The following is a 26636-nucleotide window of genomic DNA, read 5'->3' as shown; positions in this document are numbered from 1 at the left end:
GATTTTGAATATTTCAATTTTATTAATGAACAGATCCATCATACAATGGAATCCTTCTGATCGTAAATTAATCTATAAGGGAGGAAACAATGAATGGAACCGTTCAAAATTTCAATTCCAGAGCAACAACTGCATGATCTGTCTATCAGACTAAAACAGGTTCGATGGCCTTCGAATTTCTCTGTAGAACCATGGGCTCTGGGGACAGACCGTTCCTTTTTGAAGAGATTAGTTGATTATTGGAGCACGGAATACAACTGGCGTGAACAGGAAGCATGGTTAAACCGTTTCCCGCAGTTTATGGAACATGTGGATGGCTTCGATATACACTTTGTACACGTTCGGGGTGAAGGCACATCCGCACGACCACTGTTGTTGACTCATGGATGGCCAGGATCATTTGTAGAGATGTTAGAACTAATCCCTTATCTAACAACCCCATCACTATATGGTGGACATGCTGAAGAGGCTTTTGACGTGATTATTCCCTCATTGCCAGGCTTTGCATTTTCAAGTAAACCCATACGACCGGGAGTGGGGTCCAAATACGTAGCTACGCTTTGGGCAAAACTTATGGATCGTTTGGATTATGAAAGGTATTTGGTTCAGGGAGGGGATATTGGAGCAGGGGTCTCAACATGGTTAGCATTCATGTACCCTGAACGGGTGATGGGACTTCATCTCAATTATATTCCAGGAAGCTACAAGCCACCCCTCACTCCGAATACACCATCTGTTAGCGAAGAAGAGCAAGCTTACTTAGACATCGTAGCTGAGTGGTTGGACCGAGAAGGTGCTTATAGCGCCCTTCATAGAACGAAGCCGGAAACACTGGCTTTTGCACTAAGTGATTCCCCAACCGGTCTTGCCAGCTGGATGGTAGAAAAATTTCAAGGTTGGAGTGACTGTGACGGGGATATCGAAAGGTCTTTCTCACTTGATCATATCCTCACTAACATATCGATTTACTGGTTTACCAATTCGATTGCTTCTTCCATGCGAATATATACTGAAGGCAGCAAAATGCCACTGCATTTCACCGAAGGTCAGCGTGTTACTGTTCCAACAGGGGTTTCCTTATTTCCCAAGGAGCTGCCCACGCCTCCCCGAAGCTGGGTAGAACGCGTCTATAATATTACGTACTGGGAGAAAGCGAATAAAGGCGGTCATTTTGCCGTTATGGAAAATCCTAAATTGTTTGCCGAACATCTAAATCATTTTTTTCATTCATTAAGCATCTGATCGTCTCTATCCTTAAGAGGGTTATGAACAACCAGTACATTTTTTACCAGACATACATTTACCCCTTAAAGGGGAATGGACACAAAGTTGGCCCTCAAACTTTGTCTTAGAGATTACCACAGTGTAACTGGAGTTGACCTGACTACTAAGATCATGTGAAAAGGGGCAAATTTTGTGTTACTGTAAAATATGTAAATGCAAAGCGGTAACACAACCCATTATTCTTCTACGAAATCACTTATGAGATTTATTCCGCTACGGTAGGTTCACATATTAGTCCATATAAAATGAGAAAAATATCGGGGTGTATACACTTAAATAGATACATTTATCCATACTTCTCTTAATGATAATTCAGCCAAGTATATTCACAACCTCAACCATACTACCAGCTTCGATATTGTTATATGAATAAAACTGATCGAAACCGTCAGTATCACTCACTAATCTCAAGGTAAAGGAGCATAGATGATCCAACAAAATAACCAGTACTCTATGAACTTACAGGGCAAAGAGAGCTTGGAATAATTCAATGCGCAATAAAAAGCTCATGTCGTTGGCTTTGCGTCTAGTTATCGAAGAAAAAAAGGACATTGACCATTTAATTAGTCGCTTATTTAGCGGCTTTTTATATTTTGGAACGACTGCCCGAACTAAAGATGAGAGATTTTATTATATTTCCGGAAAGTGTACAGTTCATACTTTGGAAAACCTGATAAGGCCTTGATCGATATATGGGTGAAAAGGAAAACTGAAGAGGGGGTTATTCGAAAAAATAAATGCGATGAAACTCGGGGGCACAGTCTAATAAAGCAATTTAATCGCTCCGTAAGCTTGCTAATGATCTCAAAAGAGGGCATCGCATTTCCTTTCTCAATTTGACTAATGTAACCTCTGGTTCCAACATCTCTAGCTAGATCCTTCTGACACATTTATAAACCTTTTTGTAAGTTCTTTATCTTCTTCCTAGTAAATAAGAATTTGTGTACCCACGGTATTGGAAGAGGGAGAGGGCTTGGTAATTACAATCGAGCCCTTTTTATTTACAGGTGCAGGGTATGTCGTTGAGCATACGGATGGATGGACTTTATGTGTACCCGACAATAGCTTTGTGGCACAACATGAGCATACCATAATAAGGTGTCTCAGCCGGAGAATACAAGAATAAGCAAAAGCTATAAAGAATGAACTGTACCCTGTCAGTCAGACATGAAGAAGAAACTATGTCTACTTGGCAGGGTACTTTCATTCGTTTCTCTGACTTAAGGAGGAAGAATTGATATGGAAGAAATGTAGTTTGTTTTTATTAGTTCTAGCATTTGTGTCGATTTGCATTTCTGAGATGCCTGCGTCTGCTGCCAGCTCTACAATTACCAAGCATATAGGAAATTCTAACAATGAAATTTGAAAAGGAAGGAGAAGATGTCTAAACGTGCTATGACAGATGAAGCCAAAGCATTGAATCCTTGTTTTTCAATCTTCTATGCCGTGAATATGAGAAAAGGCTGAACCAGCTTGTGAAAGCTTTTTATATTATTTTGTGCTGCTATCCTTCCACTGAGAAAGCTAGGACAGAATCAGGATTCTGAGGCTTCTTTGAGGATGTTATTACATAAAAGCGGATCTTAATACAATCTTAATGCTGTAGGCAAATTCGTAATACGGTACTGATTTTGCTCATGATATACTATGGATTGAGAGAGAATATAGTAGAGGGTGGGCACAAGATGGCAGCAAAACAGAACGATGCCGGGTCCATACTTGATCGAATTACTGACTTGCCAGTAAGAAAAAGTAGAGGAAGACTGAAAATTTTTGTTGGATATGCACCAGGTGTTGGGAAGACCTGTGCAATGCTTAGCGACGCTCACGAAGAGCAAAAAGAGGGTATAGATATCGTAGTTGGATATATTAAAAATTATGCCCGGCCATACACTGCGGCGTTGTTGGAAGGACTTGAACTTCTTCCTTACATCAAAATTTCAAATAAAGAATCCTCAACTAAGGAATTTGATCTGGACCAAGCGCTCCAGAGAAGTCCTGACCTTATTTTATTGGACGATTTGGCCCATACCAACGCGGCAGGATGCCGACATAAAAAAAGATATCAGGATGTGGAGGAACTTCTTCGCGCAGGAATTCATGTATATACGACGATGAATGTTCAACAGATCGAAAGTCTAACGGATATTGTCTACTCCATTACTGGCATTTCCGTTGACGAACGCATACCGGACAGTGTATTTGACAGTGCTGATCAGGTGGAATTAGTCGATATTGAACCGGATGATTTAATAGGACGTTTGAATAGGGGAAAGATTTACCCTGAGGAGGAGAATACACAGGCTCATTTATTTACCAAAGAGAAGCTGACGACTCTACGTGAAATTGCTTTGCGTAATACAGCAAGTCAGTTAAACCGAATCGCGGAGCAAATCAGTGAGCAGGCGAAAAGAAATGAATTTGATACGAAAGAACATATTCTGGTCTGTCTGTCTTCGGCTGCTTCCAATAAGAAAGTGATCCGAACAGCAGCAAGAATGGCGGCAGCTTTTCATGGTCATTTCACCGCGTTGTTTGTGGAAACACCAGAAGCGAGAGAATTGACATCAAAAAATAAAGCGGAGTTAAGGGAGAACCTTAGGCTGGCTGAGCAAATGGGTGCACAAATCGCAACGATGTATGGAGACGATATTCCAGGACAGATTGCCGAATATGTCAAAACAAGCTGTGTATCGAAAATTGTCCTAGGACGCTCCCCTTACAAGAGGAGAGGGCTTGCAAAATCCAATGTAAGTGATAAACTAACGGCCTTACTTCCTAATATTGAAATCTATATTATCCCCTATACTCAGTCTTCCTTCTATAAAAGATTGCCTTTTTACGAAAAATACCCATTGCTGTCGTTGGCAGATACTATCAAGACCATTGCTATCTTGGCTGTGTGCACAATTATTGGCTTGTGGTTTAAGTATTTGGAATTCCGAGAAGCTAACATTATCACCGTGTACATTCTGGGAGTTTTGTTAAATGCAATTGTGACCAAGGGCAGAATGTATAGCGCCATTTATTCGGTTATGAGTGTACTTGTGTTTAATTATTTTTTTACCGAGCCTTATTATTCTTTACAGGCTTATGATTCAGGCTATCCGGTCACCTTTCTGGTCATGCTGGCTGCTTCTTTCATGACGAGTACACTAACTATGCGAGTAAGAGAGCAGGCTCGGCAATCCGCGCAAAAAGCTTACCGTACCGAGGTGCTTCTGGAAACAAGCCGGAAATTGCAACAGGCCAAAGACTCTCCGGCTATTATTAATGAAATGGCACATCAAATGGTAAAGTTGTTGGACAGAATGGTCATTTTCTATTCAGTTGACCAAGGGGTACTGTTGGCGCCGCAGTTTTTTCCAAAGAAAGAATCTGCAGTTGATCTAGGGGTCTACACAGGAGGCAACGAACGTGCAGTTGCAGAGTGGGTATATAAAAACAACAAGCGTGCAGGAGCAACGACGGATACTTTTTTTGGCGCTAAGTGTCTATATCATGCGGTGCGTGGAGGAGAACAGGTTCTTGCGGTGGCAGCTATTGTAATGGATGAGGAAGAACCTTTAGAAGTTTTTGAAAATAGCCTAATGCTTGCCATGCTGGGAGAATGCGCGCTGGCGCTAGAGAAAGAAAAACTGAACGAAAGACAACAAGAGATTTCCATGCAAATCCAGCAGGAGCAACTCCGTGCCAGTCTGCTTCGGTCCATTTCTCATGATTTACGCACTCCACTTACCAGCATCTCAGGCAATGCGGGGATTCTTCTTGGAAACCCAGAGGTACTAAACGAGGAACAGAAAAAAGGTCTATATACGGATATATATGACGATTCCATGTGGTTAATCAATTTGGTAGAAAATTTGCTGTCTATTAGTCGAATCGAAGGTGGTACTCTAAATCTGAATTTTCAGGCAGAATTAATGGAGGAAGTCATTTCGGAGGCTCTGCTTCATGTGAATCGCAACAGTGTGAAGCATGTCATTCAGACGGAACTGGATGATGAATTGATGATGGCTCGAATGGACTCCCGACTTATTGTTCAGGTATTGATCAATATGATTGATAATGCAATCAAGTATACCCAAGATGGCTCTCACATCACAATTTCAGCAAGACGCGAGAGACATATAGTCATTGTAGAAATCTCAGATGATGGCCCCGGTATTTCTTCAGAAGAAGTCAAGGTTAGACTGTTTGAGATGTTTTATACGGCAGACAACATTCATGGGGACGGACGTCGTGGATTAGGATTGGGGCTTTCTCTGTGCAAATCAATTGTGAATGCTCATGGAGGTACTATTGGTGTTAAGGACAATATCCCTAAAGGGACGGTTTTTTATTTTACCCTGCAAGCTGAGGAAGTGAATGTTCATGAATAAACCTTTTATTCTTGTTGTGGAGGACGATAAACCCATCCGCAAGCTGATTACGACAACGCTGGAGACACAGGGGTATAAATATCATACGGCTGAAACAGGGGAAGCATCGATTTTAGAAGCAGTATCCAAGCAGCCGGATCTAATGATTCTGGATTTGGGGCTGCCGGATATGGATGGTGTAGATATCATAAAAAAGTTTCGTGCATGGTCGAATATGCCTATTATCGTGGTCAGCGCACGCAGCGAAGATCGGGATAAAATAGATGCGCTGGATGCCGGAGCGGACGATTATCTAACAAAGCCCTTCAGTGTAGAAGAACTGCTGGCCAGACTTCGAGTCAGTTTACGAAGAATTCGAAATGACAGTGATAAGCTCCTGAAGGATGCTTCCAGCTTTATTAATGGAAATTTGAAAATTGATTATGCAGCAGGATGCGTATGGATTGGTGAAGAAGAAATTCACCTGACCCCAAGCGAATATAAACTGCTTTGCATGCTGGCAAAACATGTAGGCAAAGTACTGACCCATAATTTTATCCTGCATGAAATCTGGGGCAACCACAGCTATGACATTCCTGCCCTGCGTGTGTTTATGGCAACGCTGAGAAAAAAAATAGAAAAAACATCATCACAAACTAAGTTTATTCAAACACATATCGGAGTTGGTTACCGTATGCTTCAGGTTGGAGATGATGGCTAGGTAACAATACCATTATGTAATTAGAGATCATGCTCTTATGGAGCATGGTCTCTTTATTTTTCATCTGCCATCTAAATCTTAAGATGATCTTTATACCTATATGAAAACCCTAATCCTAAACTAATGGTGAAAATGTTACGCTGAACTCTGAAGTAAAGAGGATAAGGAGGATCGGCATGTGAGATGGGCACTACCTTGTTCGTCTGTTTCATCGGCTAAGCTGTCAACTGAGTGAAAGGGAAAGAGGTATGGGGAATGAATGAAATTTTAACAAGTGCGGGTCTGATCTCAATTGTGCTGGCGGTGCTGTATTCCGTTAAAAAAATATATGATTTTATCGATTTGCAGAAGGTGACACGGAAGGATCTCTATGAGAACTATGATATCTATAAAGCAGCTCAGAAGTTTGCTCTCGGTACACCCGTCGATGAGATCAGAGGAATCCTGACAAACAGCTATGAGTTAGACGATAACCAGGTTGAAGAGACAATGTTTTTGGCTCTTCCTCATCGGAACGATACCGATGGTGGTTATCTTGCCTTTATCAAGGCTGTAAATCGGGTGCTGGAACAAGAGGTTTATAGCTAAACTCCGAAAGAAGGAAAAATATGAATCGTCAGGCCGCGTTACCTGGTGTTTGCTCCCAATCTGGCCGGAGAACAATTTCTACAAGCGCTGAGTGAAGAAGAAAAATTATTTGTTGCTTTGGCATCCAATCCTGATCAACAACACCATTTGTAAGAATTAGGAGTAGAAAATGTTATTGAAAGCTTAGAAGGCTTATTCCACTTGTTGAAGACGGAGTGAGCCTTTTTTACATGCAGAAAATTCAACTACAATAAGCAATTAAAAACGGCAAGTCATATATGCAAAGAGGAAGGGAGAATAAGTTCTATAAATTCCATGAAAGCGTTTGACATATTTGAATATCAATCTATAATTATGAACAGAATTGGACCTCACTGAGATGCAAGTATCCTGATTTTTTCAATCTGAATCGGATTAAGATGTCGCCAATTTTCAAATAGGTCGCTGCCTATGAGGAATACGATAATTGATAGAGCTGTTGTTCATAAACAGCAAGCTTCATAACCAGGGGCTTGCTCTTTCATTTACCTAAGGAGAATGGGTCGGAATGACACTTAAAAAAAGAATCTTTTTATTGTTTTTTCTCAGCGCGTTTATTCCCTTTATCAGTATATTTGCAATTTCTTACTATACCATTGATTCCATTTTTGCGAATAAAATCAATGATGGAATTCGGAGCAATCTACAGCAGGTAACTTCATCACTGGAAAATTCAATTACCAACCTGAATCATGTTACTCAGCAATTATCATATAGTGGTACATTAGGAAAAAAACTGGATGAAGTCTTGAAGCCTTCCTCCAATATATTTGAATTGATTGAGGCTAGAGATGAATTAAAGAATGAGTTAAATGTCGTAACGTTTACTAATCCGAATATAGGTCTGACCTTATACTATTTCCAGAAAGAAGGCACTACACAGTTCGCTAACTTTCCCATCAAAGATCGTTTTTCTCCCGAGTCTTTGCCTGTGCTTTCCAAATCATATGGCATTGCGTACTATGGTCCCCATATGAGTATGAACCGATTTGATGATCAGCTTGTTTTATCTGCTATGCGAAAGGTACAGCTGCCTCAAAGGGACGATGTATATATTTACGTCGAATCCGGCTTTCGTCTTACACAGGATATACTGGGTTACAATCAATACAAAGGAGCTTTATCGCATTTAATCCTGAATGGTGAGGGCAACATTGTTTACAGTGAAATTCCAGAAGCGATGAAGGTCGGAGAGAATTTCTCTAGCATATCGAAAGGTACTGCAAAAGATGGAATATCCCGTGATTACCATTGGTTTAAGGAGGACTCCAGTCAGAATTGGAGCGTCATATCGGTAATTTCGCAGGCTAAGTATCAACAGGAGAAAAACCAATGGTTGCTTCAAATATTACTGGTCGCTTTATTTTTTCTCGGCTTTACCGTATTTCTGGCTTGGCTTCTGTGGAAGATGGTTTACAAACCACTAGGTCTGTTCCATTCGGAAATTAACGGAATGTCTCAGAATCCACAAAAGGCAGGAAGCCAGACCCGCACTCAAATTCCCGAGTTTGATTTTCTGTTGGGAGAATTCTCAAATATGCAGCATCAAATCGGCGACCTGTTCAAGGAAGTGCAGCAGAAAGAGAAGATTCGTGCAGATTTGGAAGTGGAAAAATTGTTATATCAGATCAATCCTCACTTTCTAATGAATACGCTGGATACTGTGCACTGGCTGGCCGTCATGAACGGACAAGGAGAGATTGACAAGTTGGTGCAATCCTTAAACAAGCTGTTGTATTACAATTTGGGTAAATTAGGGCAAGTATCCACGATGGAAGAGGAAATTGATGCGCTAAGACAGTACCTAATCCTGCAGCAAATTCGATATGACTTTGAATTTGACGTGCGTATTTCAGCAGATGATCAAGTTCTTCAAATACCTGTGCCTCGTTTTATTCTGCAACCGTTGGTTGAAAATTCACTTTATCATGGACTGAGTGACGAAGGTTTTATTCAAATTGAAGTTACACTTGCCAAAACGCTGAATATTTTAATACAGGATAATGGAGCAGGCATGACCGAGGAAGCGATTCAAAGACTTCTGAATAATCGTATAGCTGAACATAAAAAAGTAGGGATGGGCATCGGACTCAATTATGTCCACCGCATGTTGAGGGCACAGTATGGAGATCAAGCACAACTGGTGATCGAAAGTGAATTGGGTACAGGGACAAGTATACTGCTCATACTTCCTATCAAAGGAGAAGATGTCTGAGGATGATTAAGGTATTGATAGTGGATGACGATAAATTAGTACGAAAAGGAATAAGCTCCGCGATGCCGTGGAACGAGTTCAATATGGAGGTTATAGGAGAAGCAAGTAACGGGTTGAAAGCACTGGATTTTCTGAAAGCCCAACCGGTCGATCTGATGCTGACAGATCTCGCGATGCCGGTGATGTCAGGTATTGAACTGATGCGAGCTGCAAGGCAGCTCTATCCAGAACTACATATTGTTGTATTAACACTGCATCAAGATTTCGATTATATCCAGGAAGCGCTCAGACTTGGAGCCATCGACTATATAGCCAAAGTTCAGCTCGAGAAGGAGCAATTCGAACACGTGCTGCATCGAATACATACCCGGATTGACGAGCTGGCGAATACAAGACGAAAGCTGCCTCTGCTAAGTGAGACCAATGTCCATTATCGCCATGTGTATGCACTTGTTTCACTGGATCGCAAGTCAGGACAGAGCTGGCCGATTGAACTGACATCCAATGTAGACGAGATCCGATGGGAGGTTGAACGGAACAGCTGGATGTGGACGGCACCCATGGACGTAGAGGATCAGCTGTTCCATAAACTGAAGGAATCCCTGGATCAAGTTCCCCAAGTCGCCTTGCTGGTTATGTCCGATGTACAAGAGCGAACATGGTCGCAAATCCAAAACTGGATTATGAATTATACAGAAACGTCCTTATTCTATGCATACAATCCTTATGATCCTGTCATTTCCGTTTCGATGAATGTGGAGGACTCATTTCCAATAGAACCGCAGGATGAAGACATGGATCGTATTAGGCAAAGTTGGTTCCTATCACCATGGACCCACAACGACAGTTATTACAACCAACTGATTGAACAGTTCAAATCACTAAGACTGCATAAAGGCCAGCTGATGGGATTGCTATACTCTATAGTTATGGAATGGAATCACCTTTTTGCTCAGACTACGCTGGGTAGAATCTCAATGATCCATTCTTTTCAATCCTGGTACGAGGTAGAAGATTGGATCAAGCAGACCTCTGTGGGCATTCGTAAGGCAGATGAACAGACTTCGTATTCACAAGAAATTGTAGACGCCGTGAAAAAAGCGATTATGATCATGCAAAATAATTTGGACCAAGCTTTTACAGCTTCAGGTCTGTCCCAACAACTGAACATCAGCCGAAGCTATTTCAGTCAATGCTTCAAGGATTTGATGGGGAAAACCTTTAATGAGTACTCCCGATTTATACGAATAGAGAAGTCTAAAGAGTATTTATTGAATACAACCAACACGATTTTCTGGATTGCGGAGCGAGTGGGTTATACGGATGAAAAATATTTCAGCCGAATTTTTCGCGAATTGACAGGTCTGTTGCCAAGCGAATATCGACAGCTCGGCAGAGGGGATAAATAGCGTACTCTCCCAGATGACCAATAATCCGGGCGAAAGAAGGGAAAGCGATGATTAAGAAGATGGCTGCATGTGTTCTTGTCGTCAGCTTAATTACAGTGACAGTATATTTCAGCAACCCATACTTCCGGGAATCGCCAATGGGACCAACGAAAACAATCTCGGACACTGCCGCTGCCGATCCATTGGGGAAATATGAATATCCCGTTTCCATCCGACTGGGATATGTGGTAGATCCAACAGGCGCGGATCTCTCTGGAGGAGAAACACTTGAGAAGAATATATGGAAAACGATGATTAAACAAAACCTTAACATTGATGTCCAGGTATTATGGCAGGTGTCGAAGGAAAATCTGAGTCAGAAAATTGATCTGGCTATCGCCAGCAATGATCTGCCGGATGCCATGATTGTAAATCAGCTGCAGCTGAACGAGATGATCAAGGCTGGAGAAATTGAAGACCTAACCGAGGCATACAATAGTAGCGCATCACCGGAAATAAAAAAAATTATTGATAGCACAAACGGATTGGCTATGGAACAAGTGACCTTCGATGGCAAGATGATGGCTGTTCCTTCTGTGACAGCGGAAGACTTCAGCATGCTCTGGATTCGACAGGATTGGCTGGACCGTCTTGGACTGAAGCCGCCGAAAACGGTAGATGATCTGGAAGCTATCGCCAAGGCCTTTGTAGAGAATGACCCAGATGGAAACAGTAAGCGGGATACGATTGGCCTTGCTTCAAGCACTGGACTGTATAACGATTTCAACAACAGTGCTTTTTCTTTTGATCTAACCCCAATCTTCGCAGCATTTGGATCTTTCCCGGGATATTGGCTGAGCAAAGATGGAAAACCTGTATACGGTTCGGTTCTACCGGAAACGAAGGAGGCCTTGGTCAAACTGCGTGAAATGTACGCCAAAGGCCTTCTCGATCCAGAACTGGGTATCCGCAAAGAAGCGGAAGAAACAGTTATTAACGGTCAGGCGGGGATGTTCTTTCAAGGTTTTTATGCTGGGTACTGGCCCCTTCCGAGCGCTTGGCAGAACGAGCCGGAGGCGAACTGGCAAGCATACGCACTCCCGCTGGATGCAAACGGAGCATACCATGTGAAGGTGGATAATCCGTCAAGTTCATTCTTGGTGGTACGAAAAGGATATGCTCATCCCGAAGCGATCATTAAAATTAACAATCTGTACCTTCGTGATGAGTTCAAGTACGGTACGCGTTTTATGCTGGGCCGCAATTTCTTTGCTCCGGCAGATGAAGCACGATATGAATCGAAGGCCGCGCAGGATATTCTGATGGGAACCAAAACACCCGCCGATTTCAAGGACAAGTCTGAATACAAATTGCTGGAAAACTTAGTTTCGACAATAAAACAAACCAAATTGAAGCCTTATGATCAATATGGTATTTCCTATTGGAATGAACACAGCGACAGCTTTATGCGGGGGTATTCGCTTCTTGTAGGCGGAAGAAATTTTTTCGATCCAAACATCCATAAAGTTCGAAGCCTTACCTATATACGAACTCCAACGATGGAGAAGGCTTGGGGTGAACTATCAAAACTGGAACATGATACATTTTTAAAAATTATTTTAGGCGCTGAACCGATCGATTCATTTGATCAATTTGTCGAGGAATGGAAGGAACAAGGGGGCGATCAAGTGACTGTGGAGGTGACTGCACCCCATAATCATCGCTGAAGACCATTATGAATGTGATACGATAAATTCTATAAGACACTCTTAAAATTCCATTAATCAAGCCGACGATTCCTATTTCAGGAGCTGCCGGTTTTTTGTTCTTCACTTTGATTTGTAAGTAAGGATAGACAAATGTATGTCGGTAGGTAGGATAAATGCTTACAAGCCAACTATGGCTTCATGATCCCGAATGAAACCGTATACATTTCTCTATCCAAACAGACGTTCAATCCCTATCTCGATTTGTCTTCTCCGAGTCTTATAATGAAAGCGCAAACAACAATGATAGAGAAATATTCAAAACGAAGGGGAATCGAATGTGATGAGAACTAAATGGTTCATAAAAAGAAACATGTTGACGAGACGTCTGGCCGTGTTGTCGATGTCTGCCCTGATGATTTCAACCCTTGCAGCCTGTGGGGGTTCCTCCAACCCTCCCACTGCGGAGGAAGCGGGCAAGTATGAGGTAACACCGGGAGACCCATTCAGTGCCTATAAAGACGAAATAACCGTAACGATGGGTCGTGTGACTACAGCCAACCCGAAACTGCCGGCTGGAGATACGTATGAGAACAACGCGTATACTCGGCTGGTCAAAGAAACATTTAACGCTCAGATTAAAGACCAATTTGAAGCCAACGGAGAAGATTACAGCCGTCAGGTTTCTCTCGCCATCGCCTCTGGGGAACTGCCTGACATGATGCGTGTCGATTCCAAGGATGAACTCAAAGAACTGGTTGATAATGATCTGATTGAAGATATGACGGAAATTTACAAGCAGTATGCCACAGATAACATCAAGAACATTTACGAATCTTATGAGGGCCGTGCATTAGATAATGCGACGATAGATGGACGTTTAATGGGACTTCCGGCTACTTCCCTAGATTCCGCGCCAACCATGGTCTGGGTTCGTCAGGATTGGCTGGATTTACTGGGTATCCAACTTGACGCAGACGGAGACGGGGCCATCAAGCTGGATGATGTGGAGAAAACGGCCGAGGAATTCCTGAAAAGAGATCCTGGCCAATCCGGGAAACCGGTAGGTATCCCCTTTGTGAACACCCTTAATACAAGTGACTATAATGGTTCCGCCTATACCATGCTGGGAGTTGCCTCCACCAAGGGTGCATTCCCTCAATACTGGATGAAGGGAAAGGATGGCAGCATTGTTTATGGCTCGACAACAAAGGAAACCAAGCAGGTGTTAGGCGTCATGGCAGATTGGTTCAAGAGAGGCATCATCGACCCGCAATTTGGAACACGCACATTTGATGATATTACGGCACTGTACACCAACGGCCAAAGCGGTATTGCTTTTGGACCATGGCATATTCCCGACTGGGGTCTGAGCAGCGTGAAGCAGATGGATAAGAATGCGAAATTCACGGCTTACACTTTGGAGGATGCAGACGGAAAGGTAAACGTGGCACACGCCAATCCAGCCAATCAGTTTATCGTTGTGAGAAAAGGATATGAACACCCGGAACTTGCCGTTAAAATAGTAAACCTTTTCTACGATAAACTGGCAAATGATAAAAATGTGGAAACATCTATGCCAGAAGCCGCCAAGTATCAAGAGAACGGCGTAGACGGTTCTACCAGACCTTTTAATATTGAAGTCAACTCGGCTACCTCGCTGCTGGATGATTACTCTGACGTTGTTCGCGGGATTAAAGGGGAGATTAGTCTGGATCAGGTCCGGACAACCGAATCAAAGAACAATATTGAAAGTATCCAAACCTACTTGAGCGATATGGATACGGATAACGTAACAGCCTGGGCGAAATATCACTCGCGTATCAACGGAGTGGGACTCATCGACAAACTGACACGGGAAAACAAATTCGTCTGGATGACACCCGCTTTCTCTGGCACTACACCAAGCATGAAACAGACATGGGCTAATCTGACCAAGATGGAGCAGGAATCTTTCATCAAAATCGTGACTGGTGCAGAATCTCTGGATTACTTCGATACTTTCGTTAGCAATTGGAAGAAACAAGGTGGGGACCAGGTAATTCAGGAAATTGAAGACGAGGCTGCATCCGAAAAATAAACAATCATGAACTGCTAGAAGGGCCGCGATAAGCAGCCTTTCTTCAGGAAAGGGGTCCATCCATGAAACAGGGAAATGATAGAGCAAAAGTTCGGTTGGGCACGGGTGCCATGTATCATATGATGATGCTTCCGGGAATTTTATTTTTACTGGTATTCAGCTATGTTCCGATGGTCGGTGTCATTACGGCGTTTCAGGATTATATACCAGCCAAGGGGATGTTTGGCTCCAAATTTGTAGGGCTGAAGCATTTTATTTATATGTTTAAGCTGCCGGACATCGCACAGGTTTTTAGTAATACGTTGGTGATTGCCATTGCCAAGATTCTATTGGGAACAATGATGGCTATCATTTTTTCCATTTTGTTAAATGAGATCCGCATCAAATTCGTTAAAAAATCCGTACAGACAATTGTTTATCTGCCACACTTTCTATCCTGGGTAGTTCTAGCATCCGTGGTTGTTAACATGTTCAGTTTGGATGGAATTGTGAATCAAATTTTGGCTTTTTTCGGTCTGGAGAATATTAATTTTCTCGGCAGCAACACTTGGTTCCAGCCGCTGATTATTGGGACAGACGTGTGGAAGGAGTTCGGTTACAGTTCCATCGTCTATTTGGCTGCAATTACTTCGATTGATCCGGGTCTGTATGAAGCGGCAGGAATGGATGGAGCCAGCTGGTGGAGAAAAGTATGGCATATTACATTGCCAGGTATGCTGCCTATTATCCTGCTCATGGGAGTGATGAGTCTGACCAATATTTTGAGTGCCGGCTTCGATCAAATTTATAATCTGTATAATCCGGTTGTCTATGAGTCGGGAGATATACTGGATACTTATGTATATCGGATTGGACTCGTTGGGCGACAGTATAGCTTCGGTACGGCTGTTGGCCTGTTCAAGTCAGTGATCGGTATTGTTTTGCTATTGTCCGCCAACCATTTGGCCAAGAAATACACCGACCGAAAAATATTCTAAGGAGGCAAAGCCTATGTCATATTCTGTAAGCCTAAAAGATCGAATTGGCCGGTTTGTCATCAATGCCATCGTCATATTGCTGGCATTGATCTGCCTTCTTCCGTTATGGAATATCGTTGCGATTTCATTCAGCAGCAGCGAGGCCGTGTCAGCTAATGCTGTAGGTCTCGTACCGGTCAATTTTACAACAGCAGCGTATACGAAAATTATCGATGATGCTCAGTTCTGGCGTTCCTTTGGCATATCTGTTCTACGTGTTGTGCTCACACTTATTCTCAACATGATTCTTATTATTTTAATGGCATACCCGCTCTCCAAGTCGAAAAGGGAATTTAGGGGCAGAAACATTTATATGAATGTTATGATTTTTGCCATGTTGTTCAGCGGCGGGATGATCCCGAGTTATCTACTGATCAAAAACCTCGATATGCTTAATACAATTTGGTCGCTTGTTCTACCGGGAGCTGTCCCTATATTCAGTGTCATCCTTGTCATGAACTTCTTCTCTGCTGTACCTAAGGCGCTAGAAGAAGCAGCATTCATCGATGGGGCGAATCCGCTCCAGGTTCTGTTCAAAGTATATGTTCCCGTGTCCATCCCTGCGCTGGCGACGGTAGCACTATTCAGTATCGTGGGAACGTGGAATGATTTCTTTAGCGGTTTGATCTATATGACCCAAGTCAGCAATTATCCGCTAATGACTTATATTCAGTCCCTTAACGTGAATATTGCCGAACTTCTTCAATCCGGCACCAACTCAGCACAACTCAGCAACCTGACTGAAATTTCAAACAAAAATCTAAATGCGGCCAAAATCGTAGTCGCTGTCATCCCGCTACTGCTGATTTATCCGCTGCTTCAAAAATATTTTGTGACTGGAATTGTTGTAGGATCGGTAAAAGAGTAATTGTATGATGTGACTTGATTAAGATAAAAACACTATGCGTCTATTGGAAAGGTTGTAATGAACAATGGAAAATAAAAATTGGTGGAAAGAAATCGTTGTATACCAGATATATCCACGGAGCTTTCAAGATAGTAATGGTGATGGAATCGGCGATTTGAAAGGAATTGTTTCCCGTCTGGACTATTTGCAGCAACTCGGTGTCGGTGCGATTTGGCTATCACCAGTTTGTAAATCCCCTCAGGATGATTTCGGTTATGATATTTCGGACTATCGGGATATTGATCCGATGTTCGGGTCTTTGGATGATATGGGGATGTTAATTCATGAAGCTGGGAAACGTGACATTCGAATCATAATGGATTTGGTGTTGAACCATACTTCCGAAGAGCATCCATGGTTTCAAGAAGCAAAAAAAGTAAAGAAAATCCGTACCATGACTATTATGTCTGGAGAGATGGCGTTGAAGGAATGGGGCGCTTGGAAAGGAGCTCTTGCATAGATTGCTTGCAGCTCAGCGATCTGTTGTGTGGATTGAATTACGTCTTTCTGCATTAACGCTTTTAACTCTTGGTCAAAGACCAAGCCCTGCATAAGTTTTGACTTAGCGAGGCAGAGCGTTTTAAAATTTAACGCTTCATGCAGTTCCATCGATTCGTGCGGCGCTAACGCTGGAGTATTCATTGACAAATTCTCACCTCCTTTTTTCACCAAAGTTAGATTTTCCAACGCATCGCATCTTATACTAAAATTGATTGCTGGAATTGTTGTGTGATCCATATACTCCTATTTAGTTGCAGGAATACAAACAAAATATCAACTGCATACTTATTAATGTTTAAATTAATGATCTTTGCTTAAGGGAGGAGGACACACCTTGCCTAATGGAAACAAAATTGATCTAGCCACTGAAGGTGCAAGAAAACCGGCAGAAAGTGCACTTAACTCGAGCGGCAATACGCTGGAGCAACATGCTTCTAACGCGGTTTCTGAGGTGCAAACGGCTTTAAATCAGGCGATGAACTCGATAAGTAAACCTAACGCGGCAACAAATTCACAAGCTTTGGAGACGGCCCGGCGGCAATTAACTCAGGCAGAGGAATTTTTAGATCAAGCGCAAACTTCAGCAAACGCATTACGTCTGCCGGACCAACAATAAAATGCTCTTGGCTCAGTTAGACTTTCAGACGAACTACTTGCCAAAGACAACGGAGAGTCACCGTCAAAAGGCTTCGGCTTGCGCCGAAGCCTTTTGTTTTTTGAGATGTCTTGGACATTTTCAAAAAACTTAATTAAATTCGTTATTATTAAGCAGTGAATCCCCATTTATACAATATGCCGGCTTTGATCTCTTCCTGAAGTTAGCCTATCTTCATTTTAGAAATTATATCGACAAAAAATTAGCTCATCTCCGTATTTGAGCACCGCACACTCATTCAAAAGACTAGTATTACAGGCAGCAAAGTGAAATCCACATCGCCAATGTGTCGCATGATGCACTTACCTGCACGGATGTTGATGACTAACCAGCTACAAACTGGTCGGCATCATAAAATTGAGGCGCAACAACCAGCAGAGGGTTACTCTACTCTGCGTCTATGTTTTGGTTAGAAAAAGAATCATTAAGAGCTAGGAATTAGAAAAAGTTTTAAACATATTATAGGTAATATCCGTTCAAATATGGTGGGGAGGATATCAAAAAAAACTATGTTACCTATGGAAGAATATTTCGGTAAGTTAGAACTCGTTTATTCATTTTATGGGCCTATGCCTACAGGCGTTAGTGTGTCAGAAACCGGGCGTATCTTCATTTGCTTTCCGAAATGGGGAGATGACGTTAGATTTACAGTAGCGGAAATTGTTGAGGGTCAGTTGCAGCCTTATCCTAATTTAGAAACGAATTTGATCAACCCATTGAATATCGCTATGTCCTTCATCAGTGTCCAAAGTGTTGTTGCAGATGGAAGGGGAACCCTGTGGATACTGGATACGGCTGCACCAAATTTTTCTGAGCCAATTAAAGGAGGGGCAAAATTAGTCGCGGTAGATTTAGAAACAAATACAATAAGAAAAGTATATACATTTGCAGATGATGTAGTCTTGCCGACAACGTATTTGAATGATGTCCGATTTGACTTTCGTGTAGGTAAAGCAGGTTACGCATATATAACGGATTCTTCTTCCAATGGTCCAGGCGCTATTATCGTCGTAAATTTAGAAAACGGAAATGCGTATAGACGGTTGCATGGAGCCAGCTCAACCTCACCCGATCCGTATTTTGTACCGAAAGTGGAAGGCAAAATTTTGATGAATCGAAACGCGGATGGTTCGACATCTCCCTTTCGATTGGCCTCTGATGGTATAGCCATTTCCCCTGATGGAAAAATGTTATTCTATTGTCCATTAACCAGTCGCCAGCTATACTCAATCTCAACAGAATCGTTAAGAGACAGAACGATTCCGGATTTCAAGTTAAGTGATCTTGTGCAGTATTGGGGAGAGAAGGGGGCATCTGATGGGATGATCACGGACGCAAAAGGAAACGTTTATGCTGGAGATTATGAAAACGATAGTATTCGAAAGATATTGCCGAATGGAATCATGGAAACCATCGCCCATGATCCCAGAATTTTATGGCCAGATACTTTTTCTATTGGTCCGGATCAATACTTATATGTAATTGTGAACCAATTACATAGACAGGCAAGATTTCATTATGGAAAAGACCTGCGAAAAAAACCGTATAGTTTACTACGTTTGAAAATTGATGAATTACCTGCACCTATCTTTTGATAAATAGAACCCATTGTTCAAATTGACTCTATTGCGTAGATCATGCATTTTATTTTTTATTATTTTGAAGAATTTAAAGGCTTCCGAACGGCTGTCTACTGAATTAAGGGGAACGATAGCTCAATAAAACTAAAAGAGGCAGTGTTTTACGATGTTGTGATCTCAAACGGGATGACATGGTCACACGAGTACAACCCTCGTCATGGACATACCTATATAGCACTGCTATAATAGATGTATGAACACATATGACAAAATATTAGCAGCTGCTCTTAAGGTACTCGAAGAAGAGGGCGGAGCCCAATTTTCGACGCGAGCTGTCACTTCGATCGCACAGGTTACGGCTCCTACACTCTACCACCATTTCGGTAATGCCGATGGACTCCTGAGTGCAGCTATAGTGGAAGCGTTCAAACAGTTATTTGAAAGCAAAATTACTGCAGTCGAGTCCCCTATTCCAGAAATGGCGCTTCGTCAGGGATGGGATGACTATGTGCGCTTTGCGGCAGCCCGTCCACGGATTTATGCGGCGATGATGGGGCGGCTGCTCGAGGGTGCCCATATCGAGGCGGCAGATCAGTCGTACCAAGCACTGGTGCAAAATGTTCAAAGAGTCGCCGCCGAAGGAAAACTGGCTGTTTCAGCCGAAGCTGCGGCAGATCTGGTCTGGGCTTCCGCCAACACGGCCTCATGGTTGTATGTGACGGCCCAAATTCGCAAGGCACCTCCCCCCCAGCCCGACGTCGTTGATCTCATTCGGGAAAGCGTAATGCAGATCATTTTGATCCTAAGGCCGGACGAGGGTTCAAAATGAGGGATCGATGACAGAACCTGGAGACTCCGGACAAAGCCCCATTGGGGCTTTGTCTTGTTTCATGGTAAAGAGATGAAGCACCACAAATAGTGGCACATAAGAGAGATCGCCTATCCAAGCAGGATGGCGATCTTTTTCATTTTCAGAGGGTTTTGATGAGCTTATTCCTCACGGCACGGTATTTCGTGAGCGTCGAAGTACGTCACGTTGCGCCCGCCAAAAATGATGTTCAGGTCGCGAGAGGACAACACTATGCAAAAATGTATAGCACCGCTATAGACAGTTCTGTATAGCGGTGCTATAATAACCGTATAACAGTGCTATACAGCGATCCATAACTTATCAAACTCAGGAGGTTTACAATGCCATATAACACTCAAGAAATGGTTGTCGTCACAGGTACTTCAAGTGGAATCGGCAGGGCTACCGCGGAGAAGCTCGCCGCTGACGGATTTCACGTTTTAGCTGGGGTTCGCCGTCAAGAAGATGCCGACAAAATCAAACAAAAAAATATCGAACCGGTGATTCTCGATGTTACCGCTATCGACACACTAAGGGCGCTGGCCGAACGAGTGGAGCAAGATCCGCTTGGTCGCCCTTTGCGCGCCGTGGTCAACAATGCCGGCATTGCCGTTAATGCACCTCTTGAGATGGTTCCGCTGGATGAATTTCGCCGTCAGATCGAAGTCAGCGTGATCGGGCAGGTCGCAGTTATTCAGGCGCTTACTCCAGCCTTGCTGAACAGCGGCGGACGCGTAGTCAATATCGGATCCGTTGGCGGCAAAATCTCAATGCCCGGTTTCGGAATTTATTCGGCTGCAAAGTACGCGATGGAAGCGATCAATGACAGTCTCCGCAGAGAGATGTCCTCGTTCGGACTCAAGGTCATCATGATTACTCCGGGCGGTGTCAGCACCAGCCTGTCGGAGAAAGGGGTTACGACAGCCGATCGGCTGTCCAAGTTGATGACACCCGATCAGCACAGACGCCATGATCGTCTTTTTGACGCCGTGAAGGCTCAGGCTGAATCATGGGCAACGGACGGTATCCCTCCTAAGAAAGTGGCAGAAGTGGTTTCACGAGCCATCCACGAAAGTAAGCCGCGCACCCGCTATACGGCCGGCCGCGATTCGGCACTGCTGACCCGACTGGTTCGTATTCTCCCGGATAAACTCCTCGACCGGATGCTCCGCAGCCAGATGAAGCTGCAGTAATGGGAGTATGAAATGATGTTACAACAACAGTTTGAACATGCCATTATTGTTGGTGGATCTTTAGGTGGACTAATGATGGGACTTGCGTTGTCCCGTTCTGGTTATGCAGTGACTATTCTTGAACGTGCAGATTCATCATTAAGGAATGGTGCTTTTATTCGCCTACACACAAAGCCTTATTCTAATAGTGAAATTGAACGAGAACTAAGTAATTTGGCATCCAATGGTAACAACAATGTTGAAGCCTGGTCAGCCATTCAAGAACGTTTGCTCAATGCGGTCGCTAAGGAACCTGGTATTACCCTTCAGCACCATACACCAATTGTTAGTATTGGGCAAAATGAATCTTCTGCTTGGGCTACTAGTGAAAAGGAGCAGACGTTTAAAGGAGACTTTTTGATTGGCGCAGATGGATATCGCAGTATTGTCCGCCGTTATTTAAGCCCTGACAAACCATTTGCAGATTATGCTGGCTATTTGGTTTGGGTAGGGAAAGTGGAGAAAAAATTGCTGCAGAAGAAAGACTGGAAAAAACGTCAGCTTTCGAACGCTTATTTCAATGATAGTGCTGCCGGTACATTGACTACTGCGATGATGCCAGGGATAGAGGGGAGAACCAATCCTGGCCAGCGATGGATAGATTTTTGCTGGTTTGATCATCCGCATAATCAATTGCTGTCTGAATTAGGTGTGTTAAAGGATGGGACTACCCAGCATTCCTTATACGGTGAAGCTATTCCGGTTTCGCTGCTGGAAGAACTATCACAAACCAGCCAAGCCCATTGGAGCAAAGAAGATGATGCCATTTTGCAAATCGCGATCAAGGATCGCAGTTTAATTGGGGCACCTGTTAATGAATACATCCCTAATATATTGTCAAAAGGAAGAATAGCCATGATTGGAGACGCAGCTCATACCATGTCGCCAATGTCGGGCGCAGGCTTTAATGACTCACTTGATGATGATACGGTTGCCATCATGGACGCGATTAAAAAGTATCCGAATTCGATAATAAATGCTTTGAGTGAATACCAAATACGTGGTTTAGATGTGGCTCGTCAAGATGTTCTTGCGGGCCAGGGCTTTAATCGTTCTTTTGGTTGCTTATAACAGCATTATGCTAAGCCATTGATACACCAGAATTTCATGCATAAATAGGCAATTCCATTTGAGAAAATGCTAAAGCAAAATTACGAAGTATATAAATTAGGAGGAATTAGCATGAACGATACAAAGAACCGTTACGTTACTGTACTTTGGGAGGCGAGAGCTAAGGCAGGAAGAGAAGCTGAGATGAAGGCATTCATGACGGCTGCTGTCACCCCGTCGCGCAACGACCTGGGCAACATTGACTACGAGGCTCACGAGGTAGAAGGCAAGCCTGGCACATTCATCATCTACGAACGCTGGGAAGACCAGGATGCTCTCGATCGGCACCTGAACGCCCCCCGGATGCAGAAACTGGTACCCCAGCTCTTGGAATTGATGGAGGGATCCATTGAGGAAGGGATTCGACTCCTGAAGCCGTTTCGACCAGCGCAGTAAAATACAACACCGAGCGGAATTCATTAAGTTCTGTCGGGAAAGCGTGAGAGATATTTTTGAGAGCGGCTAAAGACTTTAGAGGGGGAGGTAAAAGATTGGCAACGATCGATGATTTTGCAGCACTAGATATCCGTGTCGGAACGATTAAGGAAGCGGAGTTTTTTGAAGAAGCAAAGATCCCTGCGATAAAGCTTAAGATTGATTTTGGAACGGAGATCGGCTTGAAATCCTCAAGTGCACAAATAACTAAGCGGTATAAGGCTGAAGAATTGGTAGGAAAGCAAATTATAGGAATCGTTAATTTTCCTCCTCGGCGCATTGCTGGATTCAAATCGGAGGTATTAGTTTTGGGAGGAGTCCCGGAAAAAGGAGATGTTATTCTATTAAAACCGGATACTGAAATACCTAACGGTACTCCTATTGGATAAGTTAGATGACGAGAACTTGATAACATTCCCGATATGATGTCATCGACGTCGACAGTCGCTCTTTGATTGAACAACGCGTAGACGTTAACTCAATACAATTAAGAAAGCAGCTGAGTAGTGTGTGAACTGCACCCCAATTGTTGGACACCATCTAACAGATCGGAGGTGCAGTTTTTTGTCAAAATTTAATATGGACTTGAAGAGCATTGAGAAATCCTTAGAAAGAGTTCGACAAAGGGAATATTCGAGAAAGAGATGTAATCGGTCGAGGGCTTATCCTAAAGATAAGACGCAATAAAGTTTCGGATCCAGTTTTCAGGGTGTAACACCTTAAAGGTAGAATTCACGATGTGAATTCATGTTTGGTGGCGATAGCGGAGGGGTTCCACACGTACCCATCCCGAACACGGCCGTTAAGCCCTCCAGCGCCGATGGTGCTTGGACCGCAGGGTCCTGGGAGAGTAGGACGCCGCCAAGCAAGACAAAAAAGCACACCCCTTAACGGGATACGCTTTCAGATTGTTGAGAAACCCATGTCTGATGAAAAGACATGGGTTTCTCTTGGTTTTAATCCGTTCTTTCGGGTGAAATAAACGCCAGTCAGGCATCCTTCGCTTTCCTTTCCAGATGGAAGGCGACCTTCTTGGTTAGCAGCCATGAGCAATTGTTCTGTCGCATTACGCAGTCCAAAACGTCGTGAGCTGTTTAGCCTCAGTGAAGCTTCGCTATTTGTTTCAACATTAACGCGATGTCGTGTTAAACTACGTAGAAATAAGAATAGCTGTTGAGACTTTCTCAACAACCTGAATCCCCGTTTTTCACGGGGAATTCTCTGTTCGGGTTTGGAAAATGCGCTTTTCGCTCAATAGGTGATCAAACCCATTGAATCTAAGAATTAACTTTATGGATACCCGTACAGCTCATGGCCATTCAGGTATTTGCTTCAAATTCCGAACGATACCCTATCACTTGTGGGCTAAACATTTTTTGTATGAGTTGGCTGGGCCATAATCTCTTTTGGCTGTAAAACCTGTTTGTTTGTAGGAGGAATCTTGAGCATACAGGTACAGCTTTTACAAATAAGAGAACCCTTAAAATAACTTAACTCTTCGGTGGACTTACAAAATTTACATGAATGTCCTATGCGCAGGACAAGAACTTGATCCCATTGCTTATAATGGACAAGAACATGGTACTATTGCCGATAAAATGGAAGCCTTCTACGATGAAAATATGGGTTCTATAAGCATCGTAGATGAATCTGATAAGGTCATCTCGTTGGTGCAACTTAAAGAATCCTTACTTTCTGCAGGGCCCCATTTAATTTCCCCTTAAATTTCCCATACATACCTAAAGAGGGGATTTTGACACACAGCAAGTACTAACGATGATTTTGATAAGAAGGAATTGCCGGGAGCGGGTTGAGTGTAAGGTGAACTTTCACCTGATAATTTAGACTTCTTTTTGTTTTCTGCCACTCTTCTCCGGAAATAGGCTTTGAGAATGGATGAAGTGCTACATATCCCATAGATAACGGGTCTACATCCCACTTCTGCATTTGCTGAAGAAGTTCCGTTGTACGCTCCTTCAGAAAGTTTTCAATTTCACTTTGCAATTCCATCAGGTTGTTTGTATCGCCTAAATAACGATCTCCCTGATATTCCACCAGTCTGGCGTACAAATTGACATTCACCGCGTAAATGCTGTCGCCGCGGTTCCAATGAAGGTCTACTTTTGAGCGAACCTGGCCGAGAAGAATGGAAAACTCAGGGAGGGGCAAAAGTTTAATATAATTTACATTATCCAGCAGCTGAAAGATGTGGTCTTGCCGGAGGGAAAGTTTTCCCGCCATTTTATCCTTCTGGAAGAGGCCGGTGCCTTCATACTTAAAATCATCCGGAGTTGCTTCAAAAACGGGTAGGACCGGATCGGATAAAGGATTATGATATTTTTGCAAAAAGCGGTGCAGATTGATGACCGTCATCGTACCCTGCTGTTTGTTTTCATAATGTTTAAACATACGATACAAAAAATACTCCAAATCCTTCTGTTTTTCAATATTAGTCATGATATATTCATCGAAATTTCCGTCGACAACAACAAGATATAATCGCTGTGTTGTTTCCGGGTCCAATAAAAGAGAGGTAACTATTGACGCAATTCCCTTGCGGGCAAGAGATTCGCTGATAAAGAGCATCCGCAGCTGCCCGAGCTTGTATTCGCGGAAATAATTAAGGCTGAGATACTTTCTGCCTTCTTCGAGCATATGCACCTCTTTAGTAACCAGCTTTTTGGAATCATGGGTAAGCGGAGGTGCCAGTGTGCTGATTTTGATTTTACCTTCGCTGCCTTCGCTGAGAGAAAGAAAGGTCACAGGGGCAATTTCTTCGATGGTATTGTTCTCGGTAAGCGATGCACAAGACGTCATAAGCGGCAAGCTTAATAACAATGTCAGGATGATAAGCGATGCTTTCCGTAGTTTCATATATATGTATTTCCTTTCCGCCGCATTGCAATCAGCAAAAGTATAGGAACCAAAAGAAAGGTAGCCGCTTCTGAGTACATAAAAAATCCGGGCCAAAGGTTCTGGAGTGTATCGGCTTTCCAGAGCTTTTCGTTTGCAATGACAAGGAGGGTGCCCATAAGGAAGCAGCTTGCTAAATATCCGAACCGGCTGTTTTTTTCGAGAGTTTTGCCTGCCGTGATCTGCAGGGCACCATAGAACATCAACAGAAACAGCGAGACGGCAAAGACGACGTTAAACATAAAAAAAGAAATTAGAAGGATTTCAATCCGTTCGAATATAGGTGATTGCAGGTAACTGATCATATTGATTACCGAATACCCGGCCGTTTTCAAATACTCGTGTCCATAATAGAGGACAGTGGCAACAAAAAAAAGCAAATACTCAAGTATAGTGAATAGATTAGCGATGGTCAGGTGTTTAATCGTTTTTCGATCCGGCTTCAGCCATGGCACTAAAAAGATAAGATACTCCGGACCCGACAATGCCGACCAGCAGATGACAATACCTCTCCAGGAGTCCAGCGGCGGGTGGAGCGGTATCAAGGGATACAGTTGTTTATAATCTGCGACCGGCGGGAAATAAAAAGGAAGATAGCAGAGGGTGAGCCATATGGTACCGAGAAAAGTAATTACAATGAAACGGAGAGTTCTTTCCATTCCATGAGAGGCTACGTAACAGCTCATCAATAGAATGGCGATCAACGGAACAGTCTTATTCATCACGGGGAAAATATAATCATGTACAATTCCGCTATATCCCAGTACGATCACAGAAGTTTTGAGGAACAGCGGAATCAGCCCGACCGCAGCCAGCAGACGAACGGTTTTGGGACCAAACAGTTCCTTAAAGCCTTCAAGTCCCCGTGTCGCCCAGGGAGAGGTCAGCCACTTGCACAACATCCACAGCATCAGCTGAGAGAGAAGTCCCAGTCCCAGGATCACCCAAAGCATATAGAAATGGGCCAGGTACATAGGCATGATGAGAAAATAATAAAGCATTTGAAGTCTGTTTATGAGCAGCCCGGCATACAAGTTTCCAAGCGTTTCCTTTTT

General features: G+C 43.2%; 22 protein-coding genes and 1 rRNA gene. 19 read left to right on the top strand and 4 right to left on the bottom strand.

The genetic code is table 11. The features are described from left to right. Nucleotides 1–93: 93 nt before the first annotated feature. The gene (locus JOE49_RS18650) at nt 94–1242 is read left to right on the top strand and encodes an epoxide hydrolase family protein (RefSeq protein ID WP_209942358.1); all 1149 of its coding nucleotides are present in this window, start codon (nt 94–96) and stop codon (nt 1240–1242) included. Nucleotides 1243–1895: 653 nt separating this feature from the next. On the opposite strand, the gene JOE49_RS26960 is transcribed toward JOE49_RS18650, so the two are convergent. Beyond that, on the bottom strand, nt 1896–2174 hold the full coding sequence (locus JOE49_RS26960; protein ID WP_209942356.1) for a helix-turn-helix domain-containing protein: 279 nt from the start codon (nt 2172–2174) through the stop codon (nt 1896–1898). 795 nt (nt 2175–2969) lie between these two features. Between JOE49_RS26960 and JOE49_RS18640 the strand changes: the two genes are divergently transcribed. The 10 genes from JOE49_RS18640 (at nt 2970) to JOE49_RS18595 (ending at nt 16765) form a co-directional block, all read left to right on the top strand. Further along, nucleotides 2970–5666, top strand: coding sequence for a sensor histidine kinase (locus JOE49_RS18640; protein ID WP_209942354.1), 2697 nt, complete (start codon nt 2970–2972; stop codon nt 5664–5666). After that, entirely contained in the window at nt 5659–6366 is a 708-nt protein-coding gene (locus JOE49_RS18635; protein WP_209942352.1) for a response regulator, read from the top strand. Before JOE49_RS18640 ends, JOE49_RS18635 begins: the two co-directional genes overlap by 8 nt. 255 nt (nt 6367–6621) lie before the next feature. Then, on the top strand, nt 6622–6954 hold the full coding sequence (locus JOE49_RS18630) for a hypothetical protein (protein WP_209942350.1): 333 nt from the start codon (nt 6622–6624) through the stop codon (nt 6952–6954). 547 nt (nt 6955–7501) lie between these two features. Then, a complete protein-coding gene (locus JOE49_RS18625) occupies nt 7502–9208 on the top strand; it encodes a sensor histidine kinase (RefSeq protein WP_053325510.1) in 1707 nt (568 codons plus the stop codon). Nucleotides 9209–9210: 2 nt separating this feature from the next. Further along, nucleotides 9211–10617 carry a response regulator transcription factor gene (locus tag JOE49_RS18620; protein WP_028541594.1) on the top strand — a complete coding sequence of 469 codons (1407 nt, stop codon included), beginning with the start codon at nt 9211–9213 and terminating at the stop codon, nt 10615–10617. 47 nt (nt 10618–10664) lie between these two features. After that, nucleotides 10665–12323 carry an extracellular solute-binding protein gene (locus JOE49_RS18615; protein ID WP_245248423.1) on the top strand — a complete coding sequence of 553 codons (1659 nt, stop codon included), beginning with the start codon at nt 10665–10667 and terminating at the stop codon, nt 12321–12323. 322 nt (nt 12324–12645) lie between these two features. After that, nucleotides 12646–14382 carry a type 2 periplasmic-binding domain-containing protein gene (locus JOE49_RS18610; protein WP_209942348.1) on the top strand — a complete coding sequence of 579 codons (1737 nt, stop codon included), beginning with the start codon at nt 12646–12648 and terminating at the stop codon, nt 14380–14382. A 62-nt stretch (nt 14383–14444) separates the two neighbouring features. After that, nucleotides 14445–15359 carry an ABC transporter permease gene (locus tag JOE49_RS18605; RefSeq protein ID WP_023988799.1) on the top strand — a complete coding sequence of 305 codons (915 nt, stop codon included), beginning with the start codon at nt 14445–14447 and terminating at the stop codon, nt 15357–15359. A 13-nt stretch (nt 15360–15372) separates the two neighbouring features. Further along, a complete protein-coding gene (locus JOE49_RS18600) occupies nt 15373–16266 on the top strand; it encodes a carbohydrate ABC transporter permease (RefSeq protein WP_023988798.1) in 894 nt (297 codons plus the stop codon). Between the two features lie 64 nt (nt 16267–16330). After that, on the top strand, nt 16331–16765 hold the full coding sequence (locus tag JOE49_RS18595) for an alpha-amylase family glycosyl hydrolase (protein ID WP_245248422.1): 435 nt from the start codon (nt 16331–16333) through the stop codon (nt 16763–16765). Here JOE49_RS18595 and JOE49_RS26450 read toward each other — a convergent pair. Next, entirely contained in the window at nt 16666–16947 is a 282-nt protein-coding gene (locus JOE49_RS26450) for a spore gernimation protein GerQ (RefSeq protein ID WP_245248707.1), read from the bottom strand. The genes JOE49_RS18595 and JOE49_RS26450 overlap by 100 nt on opposite strands. Nucleotides 16948–17140: 193 nt before the next feature. Here JOE49_RS26450 and JOE49_RS18590 point away from each other — a divergent pair, with 193 nt between their 5' ends. From JOE49_RS18590 to rrf, 8 genes are all read left to right on the top strand, one after another. Further along, complete coding sequence (locus tag JOE49_RS18590; RefSeq protein WP_044785939.1) at nt 17141–17422, top strand: hypothetical protein; 282 nt, start codon at nt 17141–17143, stop codon at nt 17420–17422. A 521-nt stretch (nt 17423–17943) separates the two neighbouring features. Next, nucleotides 17944–19056 (top strand): L-dopachrome tautomerase-related protein, encoded by a 1113-nt coding sequence (locus tag JOE49_RS18585; protein ID WP_481856239.1) that lies wholly within the window; start codon nt 17944–17946, stop codon nt 19054–19056. A 238-nt stretch (nt 19057–19294) separates the two neighbouring features. Then, nucleotides 19295–19870 (top strand): TetR/AcrR family transcriptional regulator, encoded by a 576-nt coding sequence (locus JOE49_RS18580; protein ID WP_209942344.1) that lies wholly within the window; start codon nt 19295–19297, stop codon nt 19868–19870. A gap of 362 nt (nt 19871–20232) precedes the next feature. Continuing rightward, nucleotides 20233–21084, top strand: a complete 852-nt coding sequence (locus JOE49_RS18575) for an SDR family NAD(P)-dependent oxidoreductase (RefSeq protein ID WP_044785942.1) — start codon at nt 20233–20235, stop codon at nt 21082–21084. A 12-nt stretch (nt 21085–21096) separates the two neighbouring features. Then, complete coding sequence (locus JOE49_RS18570; protein WP_209942342.1) at nt 21097–22194, top strand: FAD-dependent monooxygenase; 1098 nt, start codon at nt 21097–21099, stop codon at nt 22192–22194. Between the two features lie 111 nt (nt 22195–22305). Then, complete coding sequence (locus tag JOE49_RS18565) at nt 22306–22629, top strand: putative quinol monooxygenase (protein WP_044785947.1); 324 nt, start codon at nt 22306–22308, stop codon at nt 22627–22629. A 95-nt stretch (nt 22630–22724) separates the two neighbouring features. Continuing rightward, nucleotides 22725–23057 (top strand): chaperone CsaA, encoded by a 333-nt coding sequence (csaA, locus tag JOE49_RS18560; protein WP_160789725.1) that lies wholly within the window; start codon nt 22725–22727, stop codon nt 23055–23057. 361 nt (nt 23058–23418) lie between these two features. Further along, nucleotides 23419–23535 (top strand): 5S ribosomal RNA (rrf, locus tag JOE49_RS18555). A 903-nt stretch (nt 23536–24438) separates the two neighbouring features. On the opposite strand, the gene JOE49_RS18550 is transcribed toward rrf, so the two are convergent. Together JOE49_RS18550 and JOE49_RS18545 are read right to left on the bottom strand one after the other, a co-directional pair. Beyond that, nucleotides 24439–25542 carry a Ger(x)C family spore germination protein gene (locus JOE49_RS18550; RefSeq protein WP_209942340.1) on the bottom strand — a complete coding sequence of 368 codons (1104 nt, stop codon included), beginning with the start codon at nt 25540–25542 and terminating at the stop codon, nt 24439–24441. Next, complete coding sequence (locus tag JOE49_RS18545; RefSeq protein WP_245248421.1) at nt 25539–26615, bottom strand: GerAB/ArcD/ProY family transporter; 1077 nt, start codon at nt 26613–26615, stop codon at nt 25539–25541. Before JOE49_RS18545 ends, JOE49_RS18550 begins: the two co-directional genes overlap by 4 nt. Between the last annotated feature and the right edge of the window lie 21 nt (nt 26616–26636).

Source organism: Paenibacillus sp. PvR133, assembly GCF_017833155.1.
GTDB lineage: Bacteria > Bacillota > Bacilli > Paenibacillales > Paenibacillaceae > Paenibacillus > Paenibacillus polymyxa_B.
This window is presented reverse-complemented; position numbering and strand designations above follow the sequence as displayed.